Here is a 24273-nt window from a genome sequence, read left to right on the forward strand (position 1 = left end):
GCACAGGTAATCACCAGTGACATATGCAATCACCAGTGACAGGCAATGACCAGTGGCACTGGTAATCACCAGTGACATAGGCAATCACCAGTGAGGGGCATCACCAGTGGCATTGGTAATCACCAGTGACAGGCATCACCAGTGGCACTGGTAATCACCAGTGACATAGGCAATCACCAGTAACAGACAATGATCAGTAACAGGTAATCACCAGTGACATAGGCAATCACCAGTGACAGGCAATGACCAGTGGCACTGGTAATCACCAGTGACATAGGCAATCATCAGTGACAGGCATCACCAGTGGCATTGGTAATCACCAGTGACATAGGCAATCGCCCGGTAACGCATAACGGACCAGTGACGAATTTAAGTCACAACTGACACTGATCGCTCATCGCTTGTGATTGCGAAGCGCGTTGCGGAGCGCAGCGAAGCAACGGAACTTGTGAAGGAAAGGAGACGGGATTTGTGGTTGAAAACCACGAATTTGTTGCCGAACGAGATTGAATCAGATTAATTCATGAATAAATGAAGACCCACTAATTCGTGAATTGACATACGGATTAAGTCCCACGTGTAGTGGACGGGTTGTCGGCACAAGTCAGTCACATGCAATAATTTAATTCATGCATGTATGTAGTTATAATTCGACGCCCCAAATCAAAACATCTTCATGAATTGGTCAGCAACAAGAAATATGAACGAAGTCGATTTTATGTCACATGATGTATTTCCGCGAAGCGGTGCGAGCGCAGCGAGCAAAATGAAGTTACCCTATCAACAATAGCTAAACTTATTTCTGCTCGCTGCGCTCGCAAGTGCCGTCGCTTCGCGCCGTCCCTGCAACTGGCTTGTTTTTTCACCTGTACTTGGTCCGATAAGACCCGCATGATGTGGTTTCCGCGCAGCGGATGCGAGCCGAAGGCGAGCGAAATGAAGTTGCCCTATTAACAATAGTTAAACATCATTCGCGCCTTCGGCGTAAGTCCGTCGCTTCGCGCCGTCCTTAGTGACCGGTCTGTTTTTACTAGACCTGACCGGTGACTGATTAGTTAACAATCGTGTCTTCCCCAATTTGGTTTTAAGGAAACCGTGCGTGACGAGGGGGACCGCCCTGCGAACCTTTTCTATAGACGTACAGGGTCCTTCCTAGGGGACGGGTCGAAATCTGGTGTCAGCCAAACCGACAGATTGGTTACTGTCTCCGTGTTCTTCTCCTCACCGCCGAAGCGGGTGGCTAATAGGTCATTCCGACCGTTCGCTTTAGACTCGACCGTGCTTTCGCGTCTTCGAGTGTCACCGGGAGCGATAGGTTTCCCGGATTTGATGGGTTCGCGCATCCAAGCTTGGACTAACGCGGGAACTGTTCTTCCCTTTCATCGATGTGGTCTGTTTTCCACTCGGTTCTACAGCGCTACCTACTATTTATACAAACGAAGATTTTGAGGATTTCCGCGAACGGCCTCTGCTCATGCACGGACTACGGAGATGCGAGAAATCCGGGAATATACTGGATACTGCTAGAGGGAATTCGTATATCGCTCGACCAGAACAGTCAAAGCGTTGCGGAAGAAACCGCGTAGTGATGTTTAGCTGATAGCAAGAACAATTTTCAATCAGCAGTGCGTATTATACAGGACTGCGCCATTGTTGTCAACGCAACGCTTGCGGAATCAGACTTTCTGTTGTATACGCGCCACGACATCGTTAATCACCGATTGCCCGAAACGGTGTTACGGCGCGGTTGTTCCGTGATTCTCGAAATCCCGGTACCTACAAAGCCTTGGACCCAACAAACTGACAACACGGAACGTTTCAGGTAAGGCCGTTAAGGGAACAAATCTTCGTCTTTGTACCCTGACAGCCGGGCCACATCGACGAGCACGACAATCGCGCTTCTCAGAATTCGGTCATTCGAATCGTGTGGATCAGACCGTAACGCGTTCGCCCATGTGGAAAACGCCTTTGCACGCTCGTTTAGCTGCATGTACGCATCCGCCAGCGTTTCCCACGAATCGACGTAGATGGAGGATCGGTCCGCGCAACGAATCGCATCGAGCGTCCAATCACTATCCAGTTTTCCGTCAGCCACCAGTGCTTCGCCTACCGCATCAAGAACAGAACCAACCTCGCGTCCAAGTACCTGCCGAATCTTGGCGACTGCTGACCATTCACCGACCGATTTAAAGGCTTCCTCAGCCTCTTGCGCCAAGAATTCATCCTCGCCGAAGCCACTGGCACTCCACAGTGCGTCGCCCATTTCGTTCAAATCCGCCTTGCAATCGCATGCGGCGGCTTGCTTCCAACAATCGAGCGCGTCGTAATGTTCTCCCTGAGCGTGGAGTTCCTTCGCCGCTTCGATCCAATATCCGACAGGTCGTGGACCTAGCGCCCCAAGCAAGCTGGCAATCGACGTGGACTCGCCAGTGCTCGCTCGGCGGTGCAGGAGAAACCGAACTTCCGCCTCTATCGCTTCGACGACGGAATCGGTATTTTTCACGTCTTGGGCCTCTGCTGCGCTTATATGTGAGTCGAACAAGTCATGCGGGTCCATCGGCGTTCCCCATAGCCAATTACGATTCCCGGCCATATCGCGGCGACCTTGGATTCGCTTCATCATAGAAGTGTAGTAGTCCGTCGCCACACATTTTCGTATCGTTTAGACGGCGAGTGCGTCCGGTGCATCCTTCGTTTCCACCAACTGTCCGGCAGTCGGCCCCGGTTGCTGTATGTCCAGACGCGGCAGCGACTTCACGATCTTCATCGTTTCCAGACTGACCGTCACGACACGCTGGAACAATTCCAAGGGGTAGCGTGGATTGTTCATTGTCTCGATGGCGTAGTCGTTCGCATCGTTGACGATGCCACTGTCCTTATCGGACTTCACACCTTGGCGTTCAACCACCCAATCCAGTGCCGGTTTACCGTTGACGACATAGTCGTAGGCTTCCAGTGGGATACCCTTTGCCGTGATCTTGTCGTTGTAGATCAACGTCGTCAGGTCCTTGTCCTTGCCGTTCTTGCCGTACTTCATCTTCTCGACGCGGTAGTCGGCGTCGGTCAATAACAGTCCGCCGCCTTCGATCTGCAACGGGTACTTTTCTACCGTCTCGTAGTTGACGTGCAGGTCAGCCAGCTTCCGGCCAGCCTTCGAAAACGCCCAGAAGTCGGCAGCAGTCTTCACGCATGGGATTCGCGGTAGTTCCTTGCTGAGATTGTCGGCATAGCGTTCGCGGTAGTCCGGCGAGTGCAGCAACCCGTAGACGTAGTAGAAGATGTCTTCCTTGCTGAGCTCTTCACCCGGGTAAGCTGATTGAAAGTGCGCCAGACCTTCGTCGCTAATCGCATGATGCCGCGTTCGCTCCGGCGTCTCAGACTCGGAGAAAATGTCGGCTTGGGGGTCTTCGCCTGTCTCGGCTTCTTCACCGTAAAGATAAAGGGGAAAGCATTGATATCCCCCCATTCCGGGAGCCAAGTTCAGGTCTGGAATGATATTCGTTACGATTGCGGAGAAACCCTTATCCCCACCCAACCCCGGAACACAAATACAAATGTTCTCAGTCCGAGCATCCGGGAAGATGCGTGGCATTCGATTCACATACGCGTTCATCTGGCGGTGGTAATAGACCCACTGCTTGCCGAAAGGCCGGTACAGACTAGGCGTCAGGCAAGTTTCGTCGAAGGAAAAGCGCCTGTCTTTTACGAGTTCCTGTTTCAGGCTTCGATTCCAACTGATCTTGGTCGGATCGGTGTTGATGAAGTCATTAACCTTAGCTTCCCGCGCTTTCTTGTCTTGCGTTCTGAACGCCGCTGCGAAGCGGTCGGCTTCGTCATTGAAGAACTGGATCATGCGGCCCATGTTGCCAGAGACGGATCCCTTCGAGTAGTTGTAGCACCAAGCATCACGATTAGTTTCCAGCCCGCGCGAATAAATCGAGAACAGTTTCTCCGCCGCCGCACCGCTCTTGTCACCAATGGAAATGAAGTCGTTGAAACTGTTATCTCGCTGCTTCAACCAATCCCCATGCGGGTCCGGTGAAATCACTCGCCAGCCGTCCTTTTGCGTGATCCCCGCGATGTCTTCAAACGTGCTGACCTTGCTTAGCTTCTCTTCGCGAGTCAGGTAGTCGCCGATGTCATGGAAGAAAATCTGGCCGTGCTGCGCGGCGTCAGGGTTCTTGACCAGAATGGAGATCGCAATTGGAGCGCGACTTCCGCTTCCGAAGATTTTGCCGCCTTCTTTACGTGATTGTTCGCCGGACGTGCGTTGGTTGCCACGCAGATGGAACAAATAGATGCTGCTGAACTCGTCAGCCAGACACTTGCGCAGCCCATCGGTGGTGCTTGTTTCTATGAATCCCCCGTTAGTCACGAAGCCGATCACCCCGCTGTTACCAACCCGGTCGCTGGCCCACCGGATCGCACGAATGTAGCTGTCGTACAGCGCGTTCTTGTTCGTGGCACTGGACCGCTCGGCATAAGTGCTTCGGATGCGGCTGTCGAGATACGGGTACGCCACATTCTGGTTGTTGTCGTTCGCGCTGTCCTGACCGGCTGAATAGGGCGGGTTACCCATGATGACCCGGATGTCGAGCTTCTTCTGGCGTTTACGGCGGGCACTGTTGCTTGCCTGAACCGCGTCCACCAAGTCTTCCTTCTCGTAAAGTTGAAAGGTATCGGCAAGGCAGATGCCTTCGAACGGCTGGTATTTGCCGCCGATGACGCCGTGGTAAACCGCTTCAATATTGATACAAGCTATGTAATACGCCAGCAGCACGATCTCGTTCGCATGAATTTCGTGCTTGTACTTGTGCGGCAGTTCTTCGGGCTTGATAAGCCCGCTTTGCAACAGGCGCGTCACAAACGTGCCTGTACCGACGAACGGGTCAATGATGTGAACGCCCTTGCTACCCAAGGTCTGGCCGAATTCAGTCTGCAACACATGGCTGACGCTATAGATGATGAAGTCCACCACTTCGACCGGCGTATAGACGATCCCCAACCGCTCGGTCATCTTCGGGAAGGCATTGCGGAAGAACTTATCGTAGAGTTCGACGACGATCTTCTGCTTGCCCGCTGCATTGTCGATGCCTTCGGCCCGGAGCTTCACGCTCTCGTAGAACCGTTCCAGTGTGTCTGCTTCCTTGTCCAGCCGATGCTCATCCAGCACGTCCAACACGTGCTGCATCGCCAGCGACATCGGATTGTGCTTCGCGAAGCTGTAGTCAGCGAATAGGGCGTCGAATACTGGCTTCGTGATGAGATGCTGTGCCAGCATCTCGATGATCTCGCCATCCGTGATGCTGCCGTTCAGGTCGTCGCGCAGTTCGGCGGCGAATGCATCGAATGCTTCCCGCTCCTTGGTGTTGGCCGGGTTCTCGATGATGCCGGTGATGCGGTCAATGTGGGTGCGGGCGATCTTCGCGATGTCGTTCGCCCAATCTTCCCAATGGTGACGATTGCCGACCTTTTGGACCAGCTTGGCGTAGATCGCCTTCTCGATCTCGCCGATCTCGAATTGCAGTTCATCCTGATCGGGTTCCGTGCGCTTCTTGACAGCTTCGCCGATAGTGAACCCGCCCTTACCAGCGTGCTTGTTCTTCGTCCCGTTAGTTTTCGGCTGCTTCTTCTGAATCTTGTCAGTGATGGCGATGACTTCCATCTTGCTGGTGTCCTTGCCGATCAAGTCGAGCTTGTTCACCATCGCATCGAACCGGTCATCATGCGAACGCAATGCTTGCAGAACCTGCCAGACCACGGCATAGGTCTTGTTGTCGTTCAGGGCTTCGTGCGCTTCGATGCCAGCCGGGATCACAACCGGCAGGACGACATAACCGCGCTTCTTGCCCGGTGCATTGCGCATGACCCGGCCAACCGACTGAACCACGTCAACCTGAGAGTTACGCGGCGTCAGGAACAGCACCGCATCGAGTGCGGGAACGTCCACACCTTCTGACAGGCAGCGCACGTTGCTGAGAATGCGACAGGTGTTCTCTGCCGCATCAGCTTTCAACCAAGAAAGCTTCGCCTCCTTCTCGCTGGCGTTCATCCCGCCGTCAACGTGTTTCGCTTCGCAAGCGAGACGAACGATCTGTTCAAACTCTTCCGTTTCCTCGCTATCCTGATACGCCTCAACGACCGCTTGGAACATCCCCGCGATCTGTTTCGAACTTACCTTGTGCGTCTTGGCCCCTTTCGAGACTTCGATGACCTGACAGAAGGCCACCGCACGTTTCATGGGATCGCCATCGCCAACCAAGTCCGCTGTCAGTCCTTGCTTGGAAAGCGCCTTCCAGCAGCCGACGATCTTGGCGGCATCGTCCACCTTCAACTGGTTGTTCTCATCCCGCAGCAGGTGTTGCAGACGCCGATTGACGTGCGCTTCTTCGACCGCAAGCACGATCACCTTGTAATCAACCAGCAGCCCGCGTTTAACGGCTTCCGAGAACGTGATGACGAACAGTTCGTCCCCGTACAGCGCCTTGTCGTCCATTGAACAAAGGGCGACGTTGTCACGTTCAGCCGTCGCCTTGGCCGAATCGCCATAGATACGCGGCGTCGCCGTCATGTACAGGCGCTTGGCGGCGCGAATGTAACCTGCATCGTGGACCCGGACGAACGTGCTTTCGTCATCGTCACCGAACGTCGCGCCGGTTGTGCGGTGCGCTTCATCGCAGACAATCAGGTCGAAGTCCGCCAGCCCGAAATCCTTCTGGGCGCGACTGATCACGTCGATGGAGTGATAGGTGCTGAACACGACGCTCATGTGCGATGCATCGTGCCGCTTCGTCATCTCTTCCGCCAGTCGAGACGAATTCGTGGTCGCCGGATAACGCAGTTCATGTACGAAGGTCTTGACCTCGTCGTCGTCCTTTTTGCGCTTCTTGCCAACGTCGCTATCGGAACAGACAGCAAAGCTATGAAGCGGCGTCTCACTCTCTTGCGTCCATTCTGTAAGAGTCTGGCTTAACAGCGATAGACTCGGGACTAGGAAAAGGACCCGCTTACCCGCACCGGCCAACGTTTCGGCGATCTTTAGGCTGGTGAACGTCTTGCCGGTGCCGCATGCCTTTATCAGCTTGCCACGCTCGGCATCTGCCAAACCTTGGACGACCGCGTTCAATGCAGCGGTCTGGTGCGGACGCAGTTGCTTTTTCGCCTTGATAACCGGTGCGGCCTTGGGCTGGTACTTCGACCAATCGATCTGGCTCTCTTCAAGGGCGGTCAGATCGATCTTGCTGACTGGCGGCTGCTGATCCAGCAGCGCATCCTCGGCGTGTTCGCTCCAATGATCGGTCGTCGCGACAATAATTCGCCGCGCGAAAGGCTTCTTGCCGGATGCTGTGAAGAAGCTGTCGATGTCGCCCTTCTGGACCTTGTAGTCCGGCGCGTACATCTTGCACTGAATCGCATGGAACTCATCCGTGCCGCTCGTCTTCGCCACAAGGTCGATACCAGCGTCCTGCGCGGTCAGTCCCCGCAGTTTCGCCCATTCCGCATAGGTCCATACATCGCTGTACAGGTCGCGGTACGTGGCTTCGTTGCGCAGATAACAGACAATCAACTCTTCGAAATAGGTTCCCTTTTCCCGTTCCGTTACGGCGGCATGGCGGAAGGTATCGAGCAATTTTTCGAGAGCGGTCATGGTCTTTCGGTTCAGTGATGGCGGCTGATGCGCCACGAAGCCGCCATTATGCCTTTCCGACAGCGGGTTTATACCTGTGGCAAGCACGTACTGTAAGCCAGCAAAGCGGCCTGAATATGTTCCAATGCGTCAGCAACATCGCGGGCATCGAGACTGACGTAGTGCCGGTGCAGCACATCGCCACGCTTCGCCGCATGTCCAAGAATCCGACGCAGGATTGCATCCGAAACGCCCTGTCTTGCCGCGACGCTGGCAAGTAGCTTTCGCAGGTCGTGGAGGGTGAAGTCCGGCGCTCCCGCTCGCATCGCCATTTCGGTCACGTGGTCGGCGGACAGTCCGTCGAACAGCCGATCAGTAGCATCCAGAGATTCACACCGACGCTCAAGCACCTCTCGAATCAGCGGTGTTATCGGCAAGGAATGAGGCCGCTTCCCCTTCGTCTCTGGTATCAATAGGGTGTCAGCGGTGAAATCTACGTCGCGCCGCCGAATACCCGTTCCCTCATTTTTCCTAAGCCCGGTTAGCAGAAGCAAACGCAGGTAATCCCGCTGGACGGCGGGAAGCGAGTCAACGGCCACAAACCATGCTTTCAGATCGGCTTCTGCCAAAGTCCGGCCCCGAGGTTTCGGCCTCTCTGGCATCAACCCGGCATGACTTAGTCGGACAAACGGGCTAGGAACCTCGACGCCATGAACTGCACCAAGATACCGAAGCATCGACCCGACGATCCCCCGCCCTAAGTCCACAACCGCCGCGCCCTTACTTTGGGCGAATTCATGGCAATGCGTTGCGAAGGCAGAGTCCTTGAGCGCCGATACTGGACGATCCATCCAGTCCGCGAAGTGCGTTCTAAGCACTGAATCGTATCGGGCAAGGCTTGACGCCTTGACCCGCTTCGCCTTCGCATACTCAGTCAGCAGTTGGCGAAGCGTCGGCAACCGAGGACGAACAGGCGCGACCACGTACTCGCCAGCCCTACATCGGCGCAGGATCGGTAGCGCCAGTTCTCGGGCTTCATCCACACAAATCAAAGGCCATCGTCCGAGTGTCACCCTGACTTGTCGCCCTTGCACACTCGTCGCCACGATGAAGCTATGGCTACGCCGCCCGACCTTAAGACAAAGACCACACAAAGTTCGGTCGCGGAGGATCGTTCCAGCCCGTCCGGGACCTCGACTAATAAGGGCATCCGAAAGCGTTACAATTGCCATTTTTCGAGTACAAAACGAGGACAAAATCTTGGGTTCAGCGCCCTGATTTCTGCCGTTTGTCTCGTCCCCAGATTCCCTTACGGCTTACTTGACCCGGCTCCCGCACATGTACGCGACAACCACCGACAAGCCGTAACATCATGATTTAAAAGGTTTTTCATGAGCCTCAAATGCGGCATCGTCGGCCTGCCCAACGTCGGCAAGTCCACCCTCTTCAACGCGCTGACCAAGGCGGGCATCGCCGCCGAAAACTATCCGTTCTGCACGATCGAGCCCAACGTCGGCGTGGTAGAAGTGCCGGATCACCGCCTGAAGGCGCTCGCCGAAATCGTCAAGCCCGAGCGCGTCGTGCCGGCCGTGGTCGAATTCGTCGACATCGCGGGCCTGGTCGCGGGCGCGAGCAAAGGCGAAGGCCTTGGCAACCAGTTCCTCGCGAACATCCGCGAAACGGATGCGATTACGCACGTCGTGCGCTGCTTCGAAGATGAAAACGTGATCCACGTGGCGGGCAAGATCGATCCGCTCGCCGACATCGAAGTCATCAACACCGAACTGGCGCTCGCCGACCTCGCCACCGTCGAGAAGGCGCTCACGCGCTACTCGAAGGCCGCCAAATCGGGCAACGACAAGGAAGCCGCGAAGCTCGTGGCCGTGCTGGAAAGGGTGCGTGCGCAACTCGATCAGGCAAAGCCCGTGCGCGGGCTCGCGCTGAGCGAGGACGAGCAGGCGCTGATCAAGCCCTTCTGCCTCATCACCGCGAAGAAGACCATGTATGTCGCGAACGTGAAGGAAGACGGGTTCGAGAACAACCCCCATCTGGAAGCCGTGCGCAAGTACGCTGAAGGCGAGAATTCGCCGGTCGTGGCCGTGTGCGCCGCGATCGAAGCGGAAATCGCCGACCTCGAAGACGAAGACAAGCTCGCGTTCCTCGCCGACATGGGCATGGAAGAGCCGGGCCTCGACCGCGTGATCCGCGCGGGCTTCAAGCTGCTCGGCCTGCAGACCTACTTCACCGCGGGCGTGAAGGAAGTGCGCGCGTGGACGATCCATGTCGGCGATACGGCCCCGCAAGCGGCCGGCGTGATCCACACCGACTTCGAGCGCGGCTTCATCCGGGCGCAGACCATCGCGTTCGACGACTATATCCAGTACAAGGGCGAATCCGGCGCGAAGGAAGCCGGCAAGATGCGCGCCGAAGGCAAGGAATATGTCGTGCACGACGGCGACGTGATGAACTTCCTGTTCAACGTTTAAGCGACACCTTTTTCTTCCCGTTTTCAAAGACACTCTTATGGCCCAATACGTCTTCACCATGAACCGGGTCGGCAAGATCGTGCCGCCCAAGCGCCAGATCCTCAAGGACATCTCGCTGTCGTTCTTCCCCGGCGCCAAGATCGGCCTGCTCGGCCTGAACGGCTCGGGCAAGTCCACGCTCATCAAGATCATGGCCGGCGTCGACAAGGACATCGAAGGCGAAGCCACGCCGATGCCGAATCTGAACATCGGCTACCTGCCGCAGGAGCCGCAGCTCGATCCGGAAAAGACCGTGCGCGAAGCGGTCGAGGAAGGTCTGGGCGACGTGTTCAACGCGCAGAAGAAGCTCGACGAGATCTACGCCGCCTACGCCGAACCGGACGCCGATTTCGACGCGCTGGCCGCCGAGCAGGCGAAGTACGAAGCGATCCTCGCGACGACCGACGGCAGCGCGGAACAGCAGATCGAAATCGCCGCTGACGCGCTGCGCCTGCCGGCCTGGGACGCGAAGATCGGCAACCTCTCGGGCGGTGAAAAACGCCGCGTCGCGCTGTGCAAACTGCTGCTCGAAAAGCCCGACATGCTGCTGCTCGACGAGCCGACCAACCACCTCGACGCGGAATCGGTCGAGTGGCTCGAGCAGTTCCTCACGCGCTTCCCGGGCACCGTGGTCGCCGTGACCCACGACCGCTACTTCCTCGACAACGCCGCCGAGTGGATTCTCGAACTCGACCGCGGCCACGGCATTCCCTGGAAGGGCAACTACTCCAGCTGGCTCGACCAGAAGGAAGAGCGCCTGAAGCAGGAAGAAGCGTCGGAATCAGCGCGCCAGAAGGCGATCAAGAAGGAACTGGAGTGGGTGCGCCAGAACCCGAAGGGCCGCCAGGCGAAGTCGAAGGCGCGTATCGCGCGCTTCGAGGAACTGTCGAGCTCGGAATACCAGAAGCGCAACGAAACGCAGGAAATCTTCATTCCGGCGGGCGAGCGTCTGGGCAACGAAGTCATCGAGTTCAAGAACGTCAGCAAGTCTTATGGCGACCGTCTGCTCATCGACAACCTGAGCTTCAAGATTCCCGCGGGCGCGATCGTCGGCATCATCGGGCCGAACGGCGCCGGTAAATCGACCCTTTTCCGCATGCTCACGGGCAAGGAGCAGCCGGATTCGGGCGAAATCGTGCAAGGCCCGACCGTCAAGCTCGCCTACGTGGACCAGAGCCGCGACGCGCTGGCCGCCAACAAGACCGTGTTCGAGGAAATCTCGGGCGGCGCGGACGTGCTGACCGTGGGCAAGTACGAAACGCCTTCGCGCGCGTACATCGGCCGCTTCAACTTCAAGGGCGGCGATCAGCAGAAGATCGTCGGCAACCTCTCGGGTGGTGAGCGTGGCCGTCTGCATCTGGCCAAGACGCTGATCTCGGGCGGCAACGTCCTGCTGCTCGACGAACCGTCGAACGATCTGGACGTCGAAACGCTGCGCGCGCTCGAAGACGCCTTGCTCGAATTCGCGGGCTCGGTGATGGTGATTTCGCACGATCGCTGGTTCCTCGACCGTATCGCCACGCACATCCTCGCGTTCGAAGGCGACTCGCAGGTCACGTTCTTCGACGGCAACTATCAGGAGTACGAGGCCGACAAGATCAAGCGTCTCGGTGAAGAAGCGGCACGTCCGAAGCGTCTGCGCTACAAGCCGATCAGCCGCTAGGCAAGCGCGATCGATAGCAAACAACGGCGGCCCGCGGGCCGCCGTTGTCGTTCTGGCAGGCTCAGCCAAGCACGCACGGCATGGCGGTTGCTCGAAAGCCGCTACGCTTAGGCTACTTGGGGCTTGATCAAGCCCGGCTCCCCGCGAGGAATTCCGTATGGCGACGCCGCTGCGCAACCGTGTTGTCCTCATCGTGGCGATCGTCGTCGCGCTGCTCGTGCTCGCGGCGCTGGGCACACTCTACGCGCTGCAGCGCGAGGCGAAGGCCTATGTGGAGCGCGCGCTCGCGCCCGTCGGCACGGCCGGGAGCGTGAACGTGGCGTTCACTCTGTCATCCGTCGAGCTTACCGACGTGCGCCTGAAGCCGCCGCCCAACTGGCCCACCGCCGACACGCTGCGCGCCGCGCGCATCACAATTACGCCCGACTTGCGCGCGCTCGTCTCGCACCGCGTGCATATTCGCGACATCACGGTGAGCGATTTCACGATGACGGTGCTGCGCCGGGAAAGCGGCTCGATCCTGATCCTGCCGAATCTGCGCGAAGAGATGGCGCATAGCGACACGCCCACGAACGGCGCGCAAGGAGGAAGCGGTCTGCCGCAACAAAAGATCATCGACCATATCAGCTTCGAAAACGGCACATTCGACTTCTACGACCGGTCGGTGACCAATCCGCCGTGGCGCGTCACGGTCAACCGGGCGCAGGCGAGCGTCGACAATATCCAGCTGCCGGCGCTTACGGAGCCCACCCGCGTTTCGATCGTCGGCAATGTCGTCGGCCCGGAGCACACAGGACGCCTCACGTTCGACGGCTGGATGCAAATCGCGAATAAGGACTCGCAACTCCGCACGACGCTGCGTGGCGTGGATGTGCGCACGATCGATCCTTATCTGCTCAAAAAGGCCGGCGCGAAGGCCAATGTGACGGGCGGCACACTCGACCTCGATCTCACCTCGACCGTGCGCGGCTATCACCTGCACGCGCCGGGCGTCGTCACGCTGCACAACCTGCAACTCTCGGAAAGCGGCGACGCGGTGGACACCTTCCTGTCGATCCCGACGCGCGCCGCCGTGGCCGCATTGAAGGCGCACAAGGGTGAGATCACGCTGCATTTCGTGCTCGACGGCAACCTGCGCGACCCGAAGTTCAAGCTCAACGAAAACATGATGACGGAGTTGCGGGCAGGGTTTGCGCAGGCGCTCGGGGTGAGCGCGCAAGGGGTGGCGAAGGGCGCCGGGCAAACCGCGAAGGGTATCGCCGACGCGCTGCGCAGTTTGCTGCAGCCGGTGCCGGCGCCCGCTTCGAAATAGCGGGCCGGGCGCCGGCTTCAGCCTGCCTGGTCGAGTCTGGCTAGACCGGCAGGCCGAGTTCGCGCAGCTTCGCGTCGGTGGTGGCGTTGCTCGTGTGGTGCACGCCGTGCCAGCCGAGCGCCGTGGCCGCTTCGGCGTTGTGCGCGTTGTCGTCGATGAAAACGAGTTCCTCGGGCTTCACGCCCGGCAACTGTGCCTCGATGCGGCGGAACATCTCGTGGAAGATCGCCGGATCGGGCTTCACCAGCTTCACGTGGCCCGACACGACGATATCGCGGCAGCGGCGCAGGATGCCGAAGCGCTCCCACGCCCACGGAAACGTCTCGGCGGACCAGTTCGTGAGACCGAAGATCGGCATGCCCGCCGCCTCCAGGCGCTCGAATGTCGCGACGCCCCCGGCCAGCAAGCCGCCGACCATCTCGTGCCAGCGCTCGTAGAACGCGCGGATGAGCGCTTCGTGCCCGGGAAATGCCGCGACCAGTTCCTCGGTGCCCACGGCAATGGGCTCGCCGCCGTCCTGGCGGACCACCCAGTCCATCTTGCAGACGTGCGTGAGAAACCAGCGGCGCTCGTCGTCGTCGGGAATCAGCTTGCGATAGAGATACTCGGGGCTCCAGTCCACGAGCACCCCGCCGAAATCGAACACCACTGCCTTGATCGTCATACGCTTCTCGCTCCGCTCGCTCGTTCTCTGATCGCTATCGGGATACCAGGGAAATCAGATCGGCTGCGTGCGCTTTTCGAGCCACGCGAGCGCATCGCCGCTCACGTGCGGCGCCACGCGCACGCGCACCGTCTGGTGGTAGGCATTGAGCCACTCGCGCTCGTCCGCGCGCAGGAGCGCGAGATCGATGCAGCGCGTGTCGATCGGGCAGAGCGTGAGCGTCTCGAAGCTGAGGAACTCGCCGAATTCGGTGGTTTCGGCGCGCTGGTTGAGCACGAGGTTCTCGATACGCACGCCCCACTTGCCCGGCCGGTAGATGCCCGGCTCGACCGAGGTGATCATGCCTTCTTCCATCGCGGTCCAGGGCTCGGCCGGCGCGTAGTGCGAAATGACTTGCGGACCTTCGTGCACGTTCAGGAAGTAGCCCACGCCGTGTCCCGTGCCGTGGCCGTAGTCCGCGCCCGCTTCCCAGATCGGCGCGCGAGCAATGGCGTCGAGCATCGGCGAGCGGATGCCGCGCGGGAACTTCGCGCGCGAGAGCGCCATCATGCCCTTGAGCACGAGCGTGAAATCGCGCTTTTGCTCCGCGTTCGGGGTGCCCACGGGCACGACGCGCGTGATGTCGGTCGTCCCGTCGAGGTACTGGCCGCCCGAGTCGATGAGCAGCAGGCCATTGCCTTCGATCACGCTATGCGACTCGGGCGTGGCGCGGTAGTGCGGCATCGCGCCGTTCGCGTTGAAGCCCGCGATGGTCGCGAACGAGAGCGACTTGAAGCCCGCACGGCGCGCACGTGCGGCGGAAAGCTTTTCGTCGATGGTCAGCTCGGTGATGGTCTCACGGCCAAGCGCGGCCTCGAACCACGCGAAGAACTCGGCAAGCGCGGCCCCGTCCTGCTCCATGGTCGCGCGCACGTGGTCGGCTTCGGCGGCGGTCTTGCGCGACTTGAAGAACGTACTCGGATTGACCGACTCTACGAGCTTGACCGCCGACGACACCGCCTGCAGCAAGCCATACGTCACGCGGCGCGGATCGACGAGCAGCGCGGCCTTCGCGGGCAGCGCCGCGAGCGCGGCGGCGGCCTCGGCGTATGGCGCGACGCGCACCTTGTCTTTCGCGAGCGACTGTACGAGCGCCTCGCCCACCTTGCCGTCGGCGACGAAGAGCGTCGCGTCGTCCGGCCCGATCAGCGCGTGCGCGACGAATACCGGGTTGTAGTTCACGTCCGCGCCGCGCAGGTTGAAGAGCCAGGCGAGGTCGTCGAGCGTGGAGATGAAGTGCCACTGCGCGCCCTTCTCCTGCATCGCGCGGCGCACCTGATCGAGCTTGCCGGCGCGGCTCGTGTCGGCGTGCGGCGCGACGTGCTCGTAGACGGGCTCGAGCGGCAGCGACGGGCGGCCTTGCCAGACGTCGTCGAGCAGATCGAGGTCCGTGCGCAGCGCGACGTCGCGTGCCTTGAGCGCCTCGGCCAGCGCGCGCGCCGAGGCGACGCCGAGCACCGCGCCATCCACGGCCACCGCGCCGCCCGCACTCACGTTCTGCGCGAGCCAGTCGATGTGCGGCGCGCTCTGCTGGCCGCCCATCATCTTCATGAGCTCGATGCCGGTGCCGGCCAGTTGCTGCCCGGCCTGCACCCAGTAGCGGCTGTCCACCCAGACGCCCGCGAAGTCCTTAGTCACCACGAGCGTGCCCACCGAGCCAGTGAAGCCCGAGAGCCACTCGCGCCCCTGCCAGCGGCGCGGCAGGTATTCAGACAGGTGCGGGTCGGCGGAGGGCACGAGGGCGGCATCCACGCCGGCGCGCGTCATTGCGGCGCGCAGGGCGGCGATGCGTTCGGGAGTCGAAGAGGTTTCGGGGAGTCGGGCGTTCATGTTTTTCACCTGCGAAGAATTCGAAGCGGAAGATCGGGTTCGGCCAAAGGCGGCGCCTGGGAGGACCAGCTGTACGCGACTAGCTGCGCCGCGCGCGCAGCGCCACGCTCACGCCCACGAAAACGAGCGCGAGCGCCGTGCAAAGCGGCCACTGGAGCAATTCGCCATCGTAGAAGAGGCCAGTAGCACTGCCCGCCGCATTCGCGAGCGCTGCGCCGAGCACGCCGGCGACGACCGCCAGCGCGAGTCCGTGACGTGCGGCGCGCCGCAAGGGATGGAGCCACCACCCCGCACAGCCCACCGCCAGACCGAGAATGACGATACCGGGCCAGCCCATCAAAGACTTGTCCTATAGGTTTTCGGATAAGTCCGATAGGACCGCCGAAGCACGAGAGCTAGCATTTGTAGCCTGATTAGACTCTATTAAAACTGGAAAAACGGTCGGCTCGGCGCTTCCCGCGTAGCGGTTGAGTGTAGGGGGCGGGATTGCGCAAGGCAAGCGCGTCCGGGCCGCCCCAGCCGCACTCTCTCGTATGCGAATCGCCCTTGTCGAACCGGACACCCGTCAGGCCGAAACCCTCGTCCGCCTGCTCATTGCGGGCGGGCACGCGTGCCACCACTTCCCGCTTGGCGCACACCTCTTCGAAACACTCGAACAGGAGACCTTCGACCTGCTGATCGCCGCATGGTGGTGCGGCGACGCCGGCGCCGACGACCTCATCCCCCAGGCGCGCAAGCTGCTGCCGGGTTTGCCCGCGATCGCGCTGATGCTCGCGCCCCATGAAAGCGAAATCGTCGCGAGCCTTCAGGCCGGCGCGGACGACTGCATCGCGAAGCCCGTGCGCGGCCCTGAAATGCTCGCGCGCATCGACGCGCTCCTGCGCCGCGCCGGCGTGCGCCGGCCGCGCAATCGCGCCCGCCATAGCTTTGGCGACTACCTCTTCGATTCGGGGCGCTACGAAGTGTCGTTTCGGAGTCAAACCGTCGCGCTCACACCCAAGGAATACCGTTTCGCGCTGCTGCTCTTCACCAATGCATCGCGCCCCGTTTCGCGGGCGCGCATCCTCGAAACCGTGTGGAATCTGAACCGCGACGTTCGGTCGCGCACTCTCGACACGCACGCTTCCCGGCTGCGCAGCAAATTGCAGCTCGGGCCCGAGCACGGCTGGCGTCTGACCACTTTGTATGGCTATGGCTACCAGCTCGAACGGCTTCCCCTATCACCTACCGGAGTGTCGGACTCTGTCGGCGCGAATGTCGGAAGCGAGGAAAAGTTATAATATCCGCCTAAATCTCGCCCCCATGGTATGCAGCTTCTAACGATCGGAATCAATCACCACACCGCGCCCGTCGCCTTGCGCGAACGCGTGGCGTTTCCGCTCGAACAGATCAAGCCCGCGCTCGCCCTGTTCAAGGAAGCGTGGTCCGGCAAGCGTTCGCTGAGCGCGCCGGAAGCCGCCATTCTCTCGACCTGCAACCGCACCGAGCTCTACTGCGCGACCGACGCGCAAAGCTCGCGCGACGCCGCCGTGAGCTGGCTCTCGCATTACCACGGCATCCGCGAAGAGGAACTTGCGCCGCACGTCTATACGCTGCCGCAGTCCGAAGCGGTGCGTCATGCGTTCCGGGTGGCTTCGGGGCTCGATTCGATGGTGCTGGGCGAGACGCAGATCGTCGGCCAGATGAAGACGGCGGTACGCACCGCGACCGAGGCCGGCGCACTCGGCACCTACTTGAACCAGTTGTTCCAGCGCACCTTCGCCGTGGCGAAGGAAGTGCGCAGCACGACCGAAATCGGCGCGCAGTCGGTTTCGATGGCCGCAGCCGCCGTGCGCCTCGCGCAGCGCATCTTCGACAAGATCGCGAACCAGCGTGTGCTGTTCATCGGCGCGGGCGAGATGATCGAGTTGTGCGCCGCGCACTTCGCCGCACAGCAACCACGCGAACTCGTGGTCGCAAACCGCACCGCCGAGCGCGGGCGCTACGTTGCGGAACGCTTCGGCGGCCGCTCCATTGCGCTCTCCGATCTGCCAGCGCGCATGCACGAGTTCGACATCATCGTCTCGTGCACGGCGTCCACGCTGCCCATCATCGGACTCGGCGCGGTGGAGCGCGCGGTGAAGGCGCGTCGTCACCGCCCCATTTTCATGGTCGACCTCGCGGTGCCCCGCGACATCGAACCCGAAGTCGCCCAGCTCGAAGACGTGTTTCTCTATACCGTCGACGATCTCGGCACGATCGTGCGCGAAGGCAATGCCTCGCGTCAGGCTGCTGTCGCGCAGGCCGAGACGATCATCGAGTCGCGCGTGGCGAACTTCATGCAGTGGCTCGACTCGCGCAGCATCGTGCCGGTCATCCGCCACATGCACACCCAGGCCGACACGCTGCGTCGCGCCGAGCTCGAACGCGCCCGCAAGATGCTCGCGCGCGGCGACGATCCGTCGGCCGTGCTCGAAGCGCTGTCGCAGTCGCTCACCAACAAGCTGATCCACGGTCCGACGCACGCGCTCAACACGTCGAGCGGCGATCAGCGCGATTCGCTCATCGAACTGATGGGCGGCTTTTACCGCCACGGCCAGCCGGCCAGGACAGACGACACCGCGCAGCCCGCGGCGGAGGTCGGCGCCTCGCCGCGTTCCGCCGGCTCTTCTGATTCGTCCGATTCGTCCGGCAGTTCGGACCGTTAGCGACGTTCGCGGTCGGGCGCGCGCCATGCGTGCCCTGCACGACCGGGCCGTCCCGCCCGCCTCCTCTCTCTCGCAGTCCTATCCGGAGCCCGCTCCGCACCGCCCGATGAAAACGAGCATGCAATCGAAGCTCGACCAGCTGACTACGCGCCTGGCCGAGCTGAACGACCTGTTGAGCCGTCCCGACGTGACCTCGAACCGCGACCAGTACCGCAAGCTCACGCGCGAGCATGCGGAGCTCGGACCAGTGGTCGAGCACTACGGACAGTGGCGTCAGGCCAAAGACGACGAGATCGCAGCGAAAGACCTGCTATCCGACGCCTCGATGCGCGACTTCGCCGAGGAAGAGGTGAAAGCCGCGCGCGAGCGCATGGCGCAGCTCCAGCACGAATTGCAGATGATGCTGCTGCCGAAGGACCCCAACGACGACCGCAACGTGTTCCTCGAAATCCGCGCGGGCACGGGCGGCGACGAGTCGGCCCTGTTCGCGGGCGACCTGCTGCGCATGTACCTGCGCTATGCGGAGCGCAACCGCTGGCAGATCGAAATGATGTCGGCGAGCGAGTCGGATCTGGGCGGCTACAAGGAAGTGATCGTGCGCATTGCGGGCGACGCGGCGTACTCGAAGCTCAAGTTCGAGTCGGGCGGCCATCGCGTGCAGCGCGTGCCCGCCACCGAAACGCAGGGCCGCATCCACACGTCGGCCTGCACGGTCGCGGTGATGCCGGAAGCCGACGAAATCGGCGAAGTCGAGATCAATCCCGCCGATCTGCGCATCGACACCTTCCGTGCCTCGGGCGCGGGCGGCCAGCACATCAACAAGACCGATTCGGCCGTGCGCGTGACGCACCTTCCGACCGGCATCGTCGTGGAGTGCCAGGACGACCGTTCGCAGCACAAGAACAAGGACCGCGCGCTCAAGGTGCTCGCCGCGCGCATCAAGGACAAGCAGTACCAGGAGCAGCACGCCAAGGAAGCGGCGACGCGCAAGAGCCTCGTGGGCTCGGGCGACCGCTCGGAGCGCATCCGCACCTACAACTTCCCGCAGGGGCGGCTCACCGATCACCGCATCAATCTCACCCTCTATCGCCTCGAAGCGATCATGGACGGCGACCTCGGCGAACTGATCGGCGCGCTCGTCTCCGAGCATCAGGCCGAGCAGCTCGCCTCGCTCGGCGACGCGGATTGAGCGCGCAAGACACATGAGCGAAGCCGTTACCGCCGAGGCGTTGCTGCGCGCCACGCCACTGCCCGCGCTCGAAGCGCGCATTCTGCTGATGCACGTGCTCGGCTGGCGCCGCACCGAACTCATCACGCGCGGCGACGAGGCGCTCGACGCGGCCCGCGTGGACGCTTACCGCGCGCTCGAGGCGCGCCGCGTGCGTGGCGAGCCGATCGCGCAGCTCGTGGGCGCGCGCGAGTTCTACGGCCTCGACTTCGACGTGACGCCAGATGTGCTGATTCCGCGCCCCGATACCGAACTCCTGGTGGAAACGGCGCTCGCGGCGCTCGAGGGCATCGCGCAGCCGCGCGTACTCGACCTCGGCACCGGCAGCGGCGCGATTGCCGTTGCGCTCGCCGCGGCGCGCCCCGATGCGCGCGTCTGGGCCGTCGATCGCTCGGCGGCCGCGCTCGAGGTGGCTGCGCGCAACGCCGCGAAGCTGCTCGACGCCCAGCGTCCCGGCGGCCCGCTCGCGTTCGTGGCAGGCAGCTGGTACGACACGCTCGATGCGGCGCTGCGATTCGAGGCGATCGTGAGCAATCCACCGTATATCGCGAGCGGCGATCCGCATCTGGAACAAGGCGACCTGCGCTTCGAGCCGCGCGGCGCGCTCACCGACGAAGCCGACGGTCTCACCGCCCTGCGCGCGATCGTCGCGGGCGCACCTGCCCGCCTCGCACCGGGCGGCGTGCTCTGGATGGAGCACGGCTACGACCAGGCGGCCGCCGTCCGGGCGTTGCTGAACGACGCCGGTTTCAGGGACGTACGCTCCGAGCGCGATCTGGCCGGCATCGAGCGCATCAGCGGGGGCCGTCTAGCGCAGCCGGCCGGCCGGGCACGCTCCCGGTAACGCCGGGCTTGCACGGGCGAAATCCGCTATCATTTCATCCTGCATTCCAACGTATTCAGCATCAATTCAATCGCAAGGTCAGTCATGGACACCCAACAACGCATCAAGCAGATCGTCGACGAAAACGCCGTCGTCCTCTTCATGAAGGGCAACGCGCAGTTCCCGATGTGCGGCTTCTCCGGTCGCGCGGTGCAGATCCTGAAAGCCTGCGGCGTCGATCAGTTCAAGACCGTCAACGTGCTGGAGGACGACGAAGTCCGCCAGGGCATCAAGGAATTCTCCAACTGGCCGACCATCCCGCAGCTCTATGTGAAGGGCGAGTTCATCGGCGGCTCGGACATCATGATGGAGATGTACCAGAACGGCGAGCTGCAGCAGCTTTTCGCCGCGGCGTAGTCGCCAGCCACGGGACGGCATCGGGCGCACGACGTTGCGCCTGTTGCGTACCGAGCGCTCGGTACGCAATACCGGCGCTCTTCCATGAGGCGCCTTCGCCTCGACCCCGCCTCGCCTTCGCTCCGACTCCCGCCTGACGTGAATACCGCCTTTCCTGCCTCGTCCGCTATCGCACAACTGCCGCAACGCCGGCTGATCGTCGCGATCACGGGGGCCACGGGCTCGATCTACGGCGTGCGCACGCTCGACATGCTGCGGCGGCTCGGCGGCGTCGAAACGCATCTGCTCGTTTCGGCGGCGGGCTGGCTCAACATCCAGCACGAGCTGCAGCTCAGCAAGGACGAGCTGCACGCACGCGCCGATGTCGTGCATTCCGTGCGCGACGTCGGCGCAACCATCGCTTCGGGCTCGTTCGCGACCGACGGCATGATCGTCGCGCCCTGCTCGATGAAGACGCTCGCGAGTGTCGCCCACGGTCTCTCCGACAACCTGATCGCACGCGCCGCAGACGTCACGCTCAAGGAACGCCGCCGTCTCGTGCTGCTCGTGCGCGAAACGCCGTTCAACCTCGCCCATCTGCGCAACATGACGGCCGTGACCGAAATGGGCGGCGTGATCTTCCCGCCGTTGCCGGCCTTCTACAACCAGCCGGCTTCGATCGACGAGATGGTCGATCACACGGTCGCCCGCGTGCTTGATCTGTTCGCGCTCGGGCCCGCCCTCTCGCCCGCCTGGCCGGGGTTGCGCGGCGCCGACGAATAAGCGCCGGGCGTACTTTCGCGCACCGCGCGATTATCAATATCGGCGACACAATCAATTCCCTTTCGCGCCGTTTAATTCGCGACGGGACAGTCTTATATTGATCGCAATACGATACTTTCGGACCGCCCCGGCGCGGTCAGCCAACGATCATGACCACCCGCACACCTAGCCTTTTCCTGTCGCACGGCGCTCCTACGCTGCCGATCGACCCGTCGCTGCCTTCCGGCGGCTTCGCCGTGCTTTCGGAGCATTTGCCGCGTCCGCGGTCGGTGCTCATGCTCTCGGCACATTGGGGCACGATGCGCCCCGTGGTCAGCACCGCCACGCAGCCTGAGACTATCCACGACTTCTACGGCTTTCCGCGCGCGCTCTACGAGATCCAGTATCCGGCGCCGGGCGCGCCCGAGATGGCGCAGCGCGCAGCGGCGCTGCTGCGCGAGCAAGGCGTGCCTGTCGATGAGGAAGCGCACGGCCTCGACCATGGCGCGTGGGTACCCATGCTGCTGATGTTCCCCGACGCGAACGTGCCCGTCGCCCAGCTTTCGATCCAGCCGCGCGCCGACGCCGCGCATCACTTCGCGCTTGGCCGTGCGCTGCGCTCGCTGCGCGACGAAGGCGTGATGGTGATCGGCTCGGGCCAGATCACCCACAACCTGCGCGAGGCGGACTTCTCGGCGCGGCCGGAAGACGCCGATCCGCGCGTGGCCGAGTTCACGCAATGGTTCGAGAACCACCTCGCCGCGCGCGACATCGACGCGTTGCTCGACTACCGCCAGCGCGCCCCGCACGCGGTGCTCATGCACCCGACCGACGAGCATCTGCTGCCCGTCTTCGCAGCGCTCGGCGCAGCCGACGACGACTACACGCTCGGCGTGCAGTCGCTTGGCACCTACCAGCGCGCGCTCGCGATGACGAACTACGTATTCGGCAGCGCCGTGCAATAGGGCCGCCGGTAAGGCGCCGCGCCGTCTGCGCTTCCGCTCCAAAAGCAAAAGCCCGCCTGAATCGCTTCAGGCGGGCTTTTTGTATCGCGCGACGTTTAGTTCAGCGCCTGCTCCGGCACTTAGTGCGCGCCGATGCCTTCGAGGACTTCGTCGTGCTCCTGGCGTTCCGCGAGGTACGGCGAGCGGTAGCCCGAATTCACGCCCCAGTAATAGAACACGAGCGAGACCAGCGCGACGACCAGCATGTCCCAGCCGTACGGGAGCAGACCGGCGCCGCCGAACTGCTTGCTGCCGACGAGCGAGAGAAGCGCCATGATCGGCAGGTACGCGCACAGCCACCATGCGGCCTTCAGATCCTGGCCCCAGCCGTCAAAACCCTGCTTGCTCTGGAAGTAGAAGTACACCGGCAGCGCGACGACCATCAGCAGAATGATTTCGCCGGTCAGCGGCCACTTCGCCCAGTACAGGATCATCGATGCGCAGACGAATGCGAACGGCGCGATCACTTTCATGAACGGCACGGAGAGCGGGCGCTCGATGTCCGTGGCAGCGCGCTTGAGCGCCATCAGGCTGATCGGACCCGTGAGGTACGAAATCACCGTCGCCACCGAGATCACCGCCGCGAGCGAACTCCAGCCGCGGAAGAAGAACATGAAGATGAACGAGACGAGCAGGTTGAACCACATCGCGTTGCGCGGCACGCCGTAGAACGGGTGCACGTTGCCGAACATCTTCGGCATCGTGTTGTTGCGCTCCATCGCGTAGATCATGCGCGAGGTCGTCGCCATGTAGGTCGTGCCGGTGCCGCTCGGGCTCACGAAGGCATCGACGTAGAGCAGGATCGCGAGCCAGTTCAGGTTCAGCGCGATCGCGAGTTCCGCGAACGGCGACTTGAAGTTGAAGGTGTTCCAGCCCTTCGCGACGTCGGCCGGATTGACCGCGCCGATATAGGCGATCTGCAGCAGCACGTAGATCACGAGTGCGCAGAGAATCGAGCCGATCACTGCGAACGGCACGCTCTTCGCCGGATTGCGCGCTTCACCCGCGAGGTTGATCGGGCTCTGGAAGCCGTTGAACGCGAACACGATGCCGCTCGTGGCGACTGCCGTGAACACCGCAGACCAGCCATATGGCGCAAACGTGGTCGTTTGGCCGAAATTCTCATGGTGGAAGCTTCCCGCCATCAGGCCGATGATCGTCAGACCCGGGATGATGAACTTGAAGATCGTGATCGCGCTGTTGGCACGCGCGAACAGCTTCACGCCCCAGTAGTTGAGCATGAAGTAGATGAGCACGAGAATCGCGGAGAGCCCGAGCCCTGAATGCGTCAACGACCCGTCGACGAAGAGCGCGTGCGCCCACGCATAGGGCCAGGTGCTCATGTACTGGATCGAGGCTTCGGCTTCGATCGGGATCACCGAGACAATGGCGATCCAGTTTGCCCACGCGCTGATGAAGCCCACCAGGGCGCCGTGCGAGTAGCGGGCATAACGAACCATGCCGCCCGACTCCGGGAACATCGCACCGAGTTCGGCGTAGGTGAGCGCGATGGCCAGAATGACCACGGCGCCGATGATCCAGGCGCAAACCGCCGCCGGACCTGCAATTTTCGCCGCCTTCCACGCGCCGAACAGCCAGCCCGAACCGATGATCGACCCGAGGCCGGTGAACATCAGCGCGAATGGGCCGATGTTCCGTTGAATAGAACTTTTCACGTCTTCTCCTGTTTCAAGAGCAGATCGACACCGCGTT

The 24273-nt window shown here is 61.6% G+C and carries 16 protein-coding genes and 1 pseudogene; 10 read left to right on the forward strand and 7 right to left on the reverse strand.

All coding sequences use genetic code 11. From position 1 onward, the window contains the following. Positions 1 to 1831: 1831 nt before the first annotated feature. From M3I53_RS20170 to M3I53_RS38465, 3 genes are all read right to left on the reverse strand, one after another. Complete coding sequence (locus M3I53_RS20170; RefSeq protein WP_254317649.1) at positions 1832 to 2623, reverse strand: hypothetical protein; 792 nt, start codon at positions 2621 to 2623, stop codon at positions 1832 to 1834. A gap of 39 nt (positions 2624 to 2662) precedes the next feature. Next, positions 2663 to 7648, reverse strand: coding sequence for a type ISP restriction/modification enzyme (locus tag M3I53_RS20175; RefSeq protein ID WP_254317650.1), 4986 nt, complete (start codon positions 7646 to 7648; stop codon positions 2663 to 2665). A 68-nt stretch (positions 7649 to 7716) separates the two neighbouring features. Continuing rightward, positions 7717 to 8670: a tyrosine-type recombinase/integrase gene (locus M3I53_RS38465; RefSeq protein WP_254317651.1), complete on the reverse strand. Its 954-nt coding sequence runs from the start codon at positions 8668 to 8670 to the stop codon at positions 7717 to 7719. Positions 8671 to 9018: 348 nt separating this feature from the next. Between M3I53_RS38465 and ychF the strand changes: the two genes are divergently transcribed. From ychF to M3I53_RS20195, 3 genes are all read left to right on the forward strand, one after another. Next, positions 9019 to 10113, forward strand: a complete 1095-nt coding sequence (ychF, locus tag M3I53_RS20185) for a redox-regulated ATPase YchF (RefSeq protein WP_254317652.1) — start codon at positions 9019 to 9021, stop codon at positions 10111 to 10113. Between the two features lie 37 nt (positions 10114 to 10150). Next, positions 10151 to 11815, forward strand: a complete 1665-nt coding sequence (ettA, locus tag M3I53_RS20190; RefSeq protein WP_133190145.1) for an energy-dependent translational throttle protein EttA — start codon at positions 10151 to 10153, stop codon at positions 11813 to 11815. Positions 11816 to 11972: 157 nt separating this feature from the next. Continuing rightward, a complete protein-coding gene (locus tag M3I53_RS20195) occupies positions 11973 to 13127 on the forward strand; it encodes a DUF748 domain-containing protein (RefSeq protein ID WP_254317653.1) in 1155 nt (384 codons plus the stop codon). Between the two features lie 40 nt (positions 13128 to 13167). On the opposite strand, the gene M3I53_RS20200 is transcribed toward M3I53_RS20195, so the two are convergent. The 3 genes from M3I53_RS20200 to M3I53_RS20210 form a co-directional block, all read right to left on the reverse strand. Next, positions 13168 to 13791: an HAD family hydrolase gene (locus M3I53_RS20200; protein WP_254317654.1), complete on the reverse strand. Its 624-nt coding sequence runs from the start codon at positions 13789 to 13791 to the stop codon at positions 13168 to 13170. Positions 13792 to 13845: 54 nt separating this feature from the next. Further along, positions 13846 to 15660, reverse strand: a complete 1815-nt coding sequence (locus M3I53_RS20205; RefSeq protein ID WP_254317655.1) for an aminopeptidase P family protein — start codon at positions 15658 to 15660, stop codon at positions 13846 to 13848. A gap of 79 nt (positions 15661 to 15739) precedes the next feature. Beyond that, positions 15740 to 15997, reverse strand: a complete 258-nt coding sequence (locus M3I53_RS20210) for a hypothetical protein (protein WP_254317656.1) — start codon at positions 15995 to 15997, stop codon at positions 15740 to 15742. 196 nt (positions 15998 to 16193) lie between these two features. Between M3I53_RS20210 and M3I53_RS20215 the strand changes: the two genes are divergently transcribed. The 7 genes and pseudogenes from M3I53_RS20215 (at position 16194) to M3I53_RS20245 (ending at position 22521) form a co-directional block, all read left to right on the forward strand. Next, on the forward strand, positions 16194 to 16940 hold the full coding sequence (locus M3I53_RS20215) for a response regulator transcription factor (RefSeq protein ID WP_254317657.1): 747 nt from the start codon (positions 16194 to 16196) through the stop codon (positions 16938 to 16940). A gap of 27 nt (positions 16941 to 16967) precedes the next feature. Beyond that, positions 16968 to 18257: pseudogene (gene hemA, locus M3I53_RS20220) on the forward strand (glutamyl-tRNA reductase); the annotation flags it as partial. 196 nt (positions 18258 to 18453) lie between these two features. Next, positions 18454 to 19536: a peptide chain release factor 1 gene (gene prfA, locus M3I53_RS20225; protein WP_254317658.1), complete on the forward strand. Its 1083-nt coding sequence runs from the start codon at positions 18454 to 18456 to the stop codon at positions 19534 to 19536. A 13-nt stretch (positions 19537 to 19549) separates the two neighbouring features. Continuing rightward, complete coding sequence (prmC, locus tag M3I53_RS20230; protein ID WP_254317659.1) at positions 19550 to 20419, forward strand: peptide chain release factor N(5)-glutamine methyltransferase; 870 nt, start codon at positions 19550 to 19552, stop codon at positions 20417 to 20419. An 84-nt stretch (positions 20420 to 20503) separates the two neighbouring features. Beyond that, positions 20504 to 20815, forward strand: a complete 312-nt coding sequence (gene grxD, locus M3I53_RS20235) for a Grx4 family monothiol glutaredoxin (RefSeq protein ID WP_028214777.1) — start codon at positions 20504 to 20506, stop codon at positions 20813 to 20815. 84 nt (positions 20816 to 20899) lie between these two features. Then, positions 20900 to 21577, forward strand: a complete 678-nt coding sequence (locus M3I53_RS20240) for a UbiX family flavin prenyltransferase (protein WP_254317660.1) — start codon at positions 20900 to 20902, stop codon at positions 21575 to 21577. A gap of 149 nt (positions 21578 to 21726) precedes the next feature. Next, positions 21727 to 22521 carry a class III extradiol ring-cleavage dioxygenase gene (locus tag M3I53_RS20245; protein WP_254317661.1) on the forward strand — a complete coding sequence of 265 codons (795 nt, stop codon included), beginning with the start codon at positions 21727 to 21729 and terminating at the stop codon, positions 22519 to 22521. A gap of 119 nt (positions 22522 to 22640) precedes the next feature. Here the strand turns inward: M3I53_RS20245 and M3I53_RS20250 are convergent, their stop codons facing one another. Next, a complete protein-coding gene (locus M3I53_RS20250; RefSeq protein ID WP_254317662.1) occupies positions 22641 to 24236 on the reverse strand; it encodes an APC family permease in 1596 nt (531 codons plus the stop codon). Positions 24237 to 24273: the final 37 nt, after the last annotated feature.

It is taken from the genome of Paraburkholderia sp. CNPSo 3272 (genome assembly GCF_024206495.1).
Taxonomy (GTDB): Bacteria; Pseudomonadota; Gammaproteobacteria; order Burkholderiales; family Burkholderiaceae; genus Paraburkholderia.

Excerpts from the sequence above, each read along its gene's own strand:
- ychF (WP_254317652.1), top strand. The coding sequence starts at position 9,019 with ATGAGCCTCAAATGCGGCATCGTCGGCCTGCCCAACGTCGGCAAGTCC.
- M3I53_RS20175 (WP_254317650.1), bottom strand. The coding sequence starts at position 7,648 with ATGACCGCTCTCGAAAAATTGCTCGATACCTTCCGCCATGCCGCCGTA.
- grxD (WP_028214777.1), top strand. The coding sequence starts at position 20,504 with ATGGACACCCAACAACGCATCAAGCAGATCGTCGACGAAAACGCCGTC.
- M3I53_RS20205 (WP_254317655.1), bottom strand. The coding sequence starts at position 15,660 with ATGAACGCCCGACTCCCCGAAACCTCTTCGACTCCCGAACGCATCGCC.
- M3I53_RS20195 (WP_254317653.1), top strand. The coding sequence starts at position 11,973 with ATGGCGACGCCGCTGCGCAACCGTGTTGTCCTCATCGTGGCGATCGTC.
- M3I53_RS20170 (WP_254317649.1), bottom strand. The coding sequence starts at position 2,623 with ATGATGAAGCGAATCCAAGGTCGCCGCGATATGGCCGGGAATCGTAAT.
- M3I53_RS20210 (WP_254317656.1), bottom strand. The coding sequence starts at position 15,997 with ATGGGCTGGCCCGGTATCGTCATTCTCGGTCTGGCGGTGGGCTGTGCG.
- M3I53_RS20245 (WP_254317661.1), top strand. The coding sequence starts at position 21,727 with ATGACCACCCGCACACCTAGCCTTTTCCTGTCGCACGGCGCTCCTACG.
- prfA (WP_254317658.1), top strand. The coding sequence starts at position 18,454 with ATGAAAACGAGCATGCAATCGAAGCTCGACCAGCTGACTACGCGCCTG.
- ettA (WP_133190145.1), top strand. The coding sequence starts at position 10,151 with ATGGCCCAATACGTCTTCACCATGAACCGGGTCGGCAAGATCGTGCCG.
- M3I53_RS20215 (WP_254317657.1), top strand. The coding sequence starts at position 16,194 with ATGCGAATCGCCCTTGTCGAACCGGACACCCGTCAGGCCGAAACCCTC.
- prmC (WP_254317659.1), top strand. The coding sequence starts at position 19,550 with ATGAGCGAAGCCGTTACCGCCGAGGCGTTGCTGCGCGCCACGCCACTG.
- M3I53_RS20200 (WP_254317654.1), bottom strand. The coding sequence starts at position 13,791 with ATGACGATCAAGGCAGTGGTGTTCGATTTCGGCGGGGTGCTCGTGGAC.
- M3I53_RS20240 (WP_254317660.1), top strand. The coding sequence starts at position 20,900 with ATGAGGCGCCTTCGCCTCGACCCCGCCTCGCCTTCGCTCCGACTCCCG.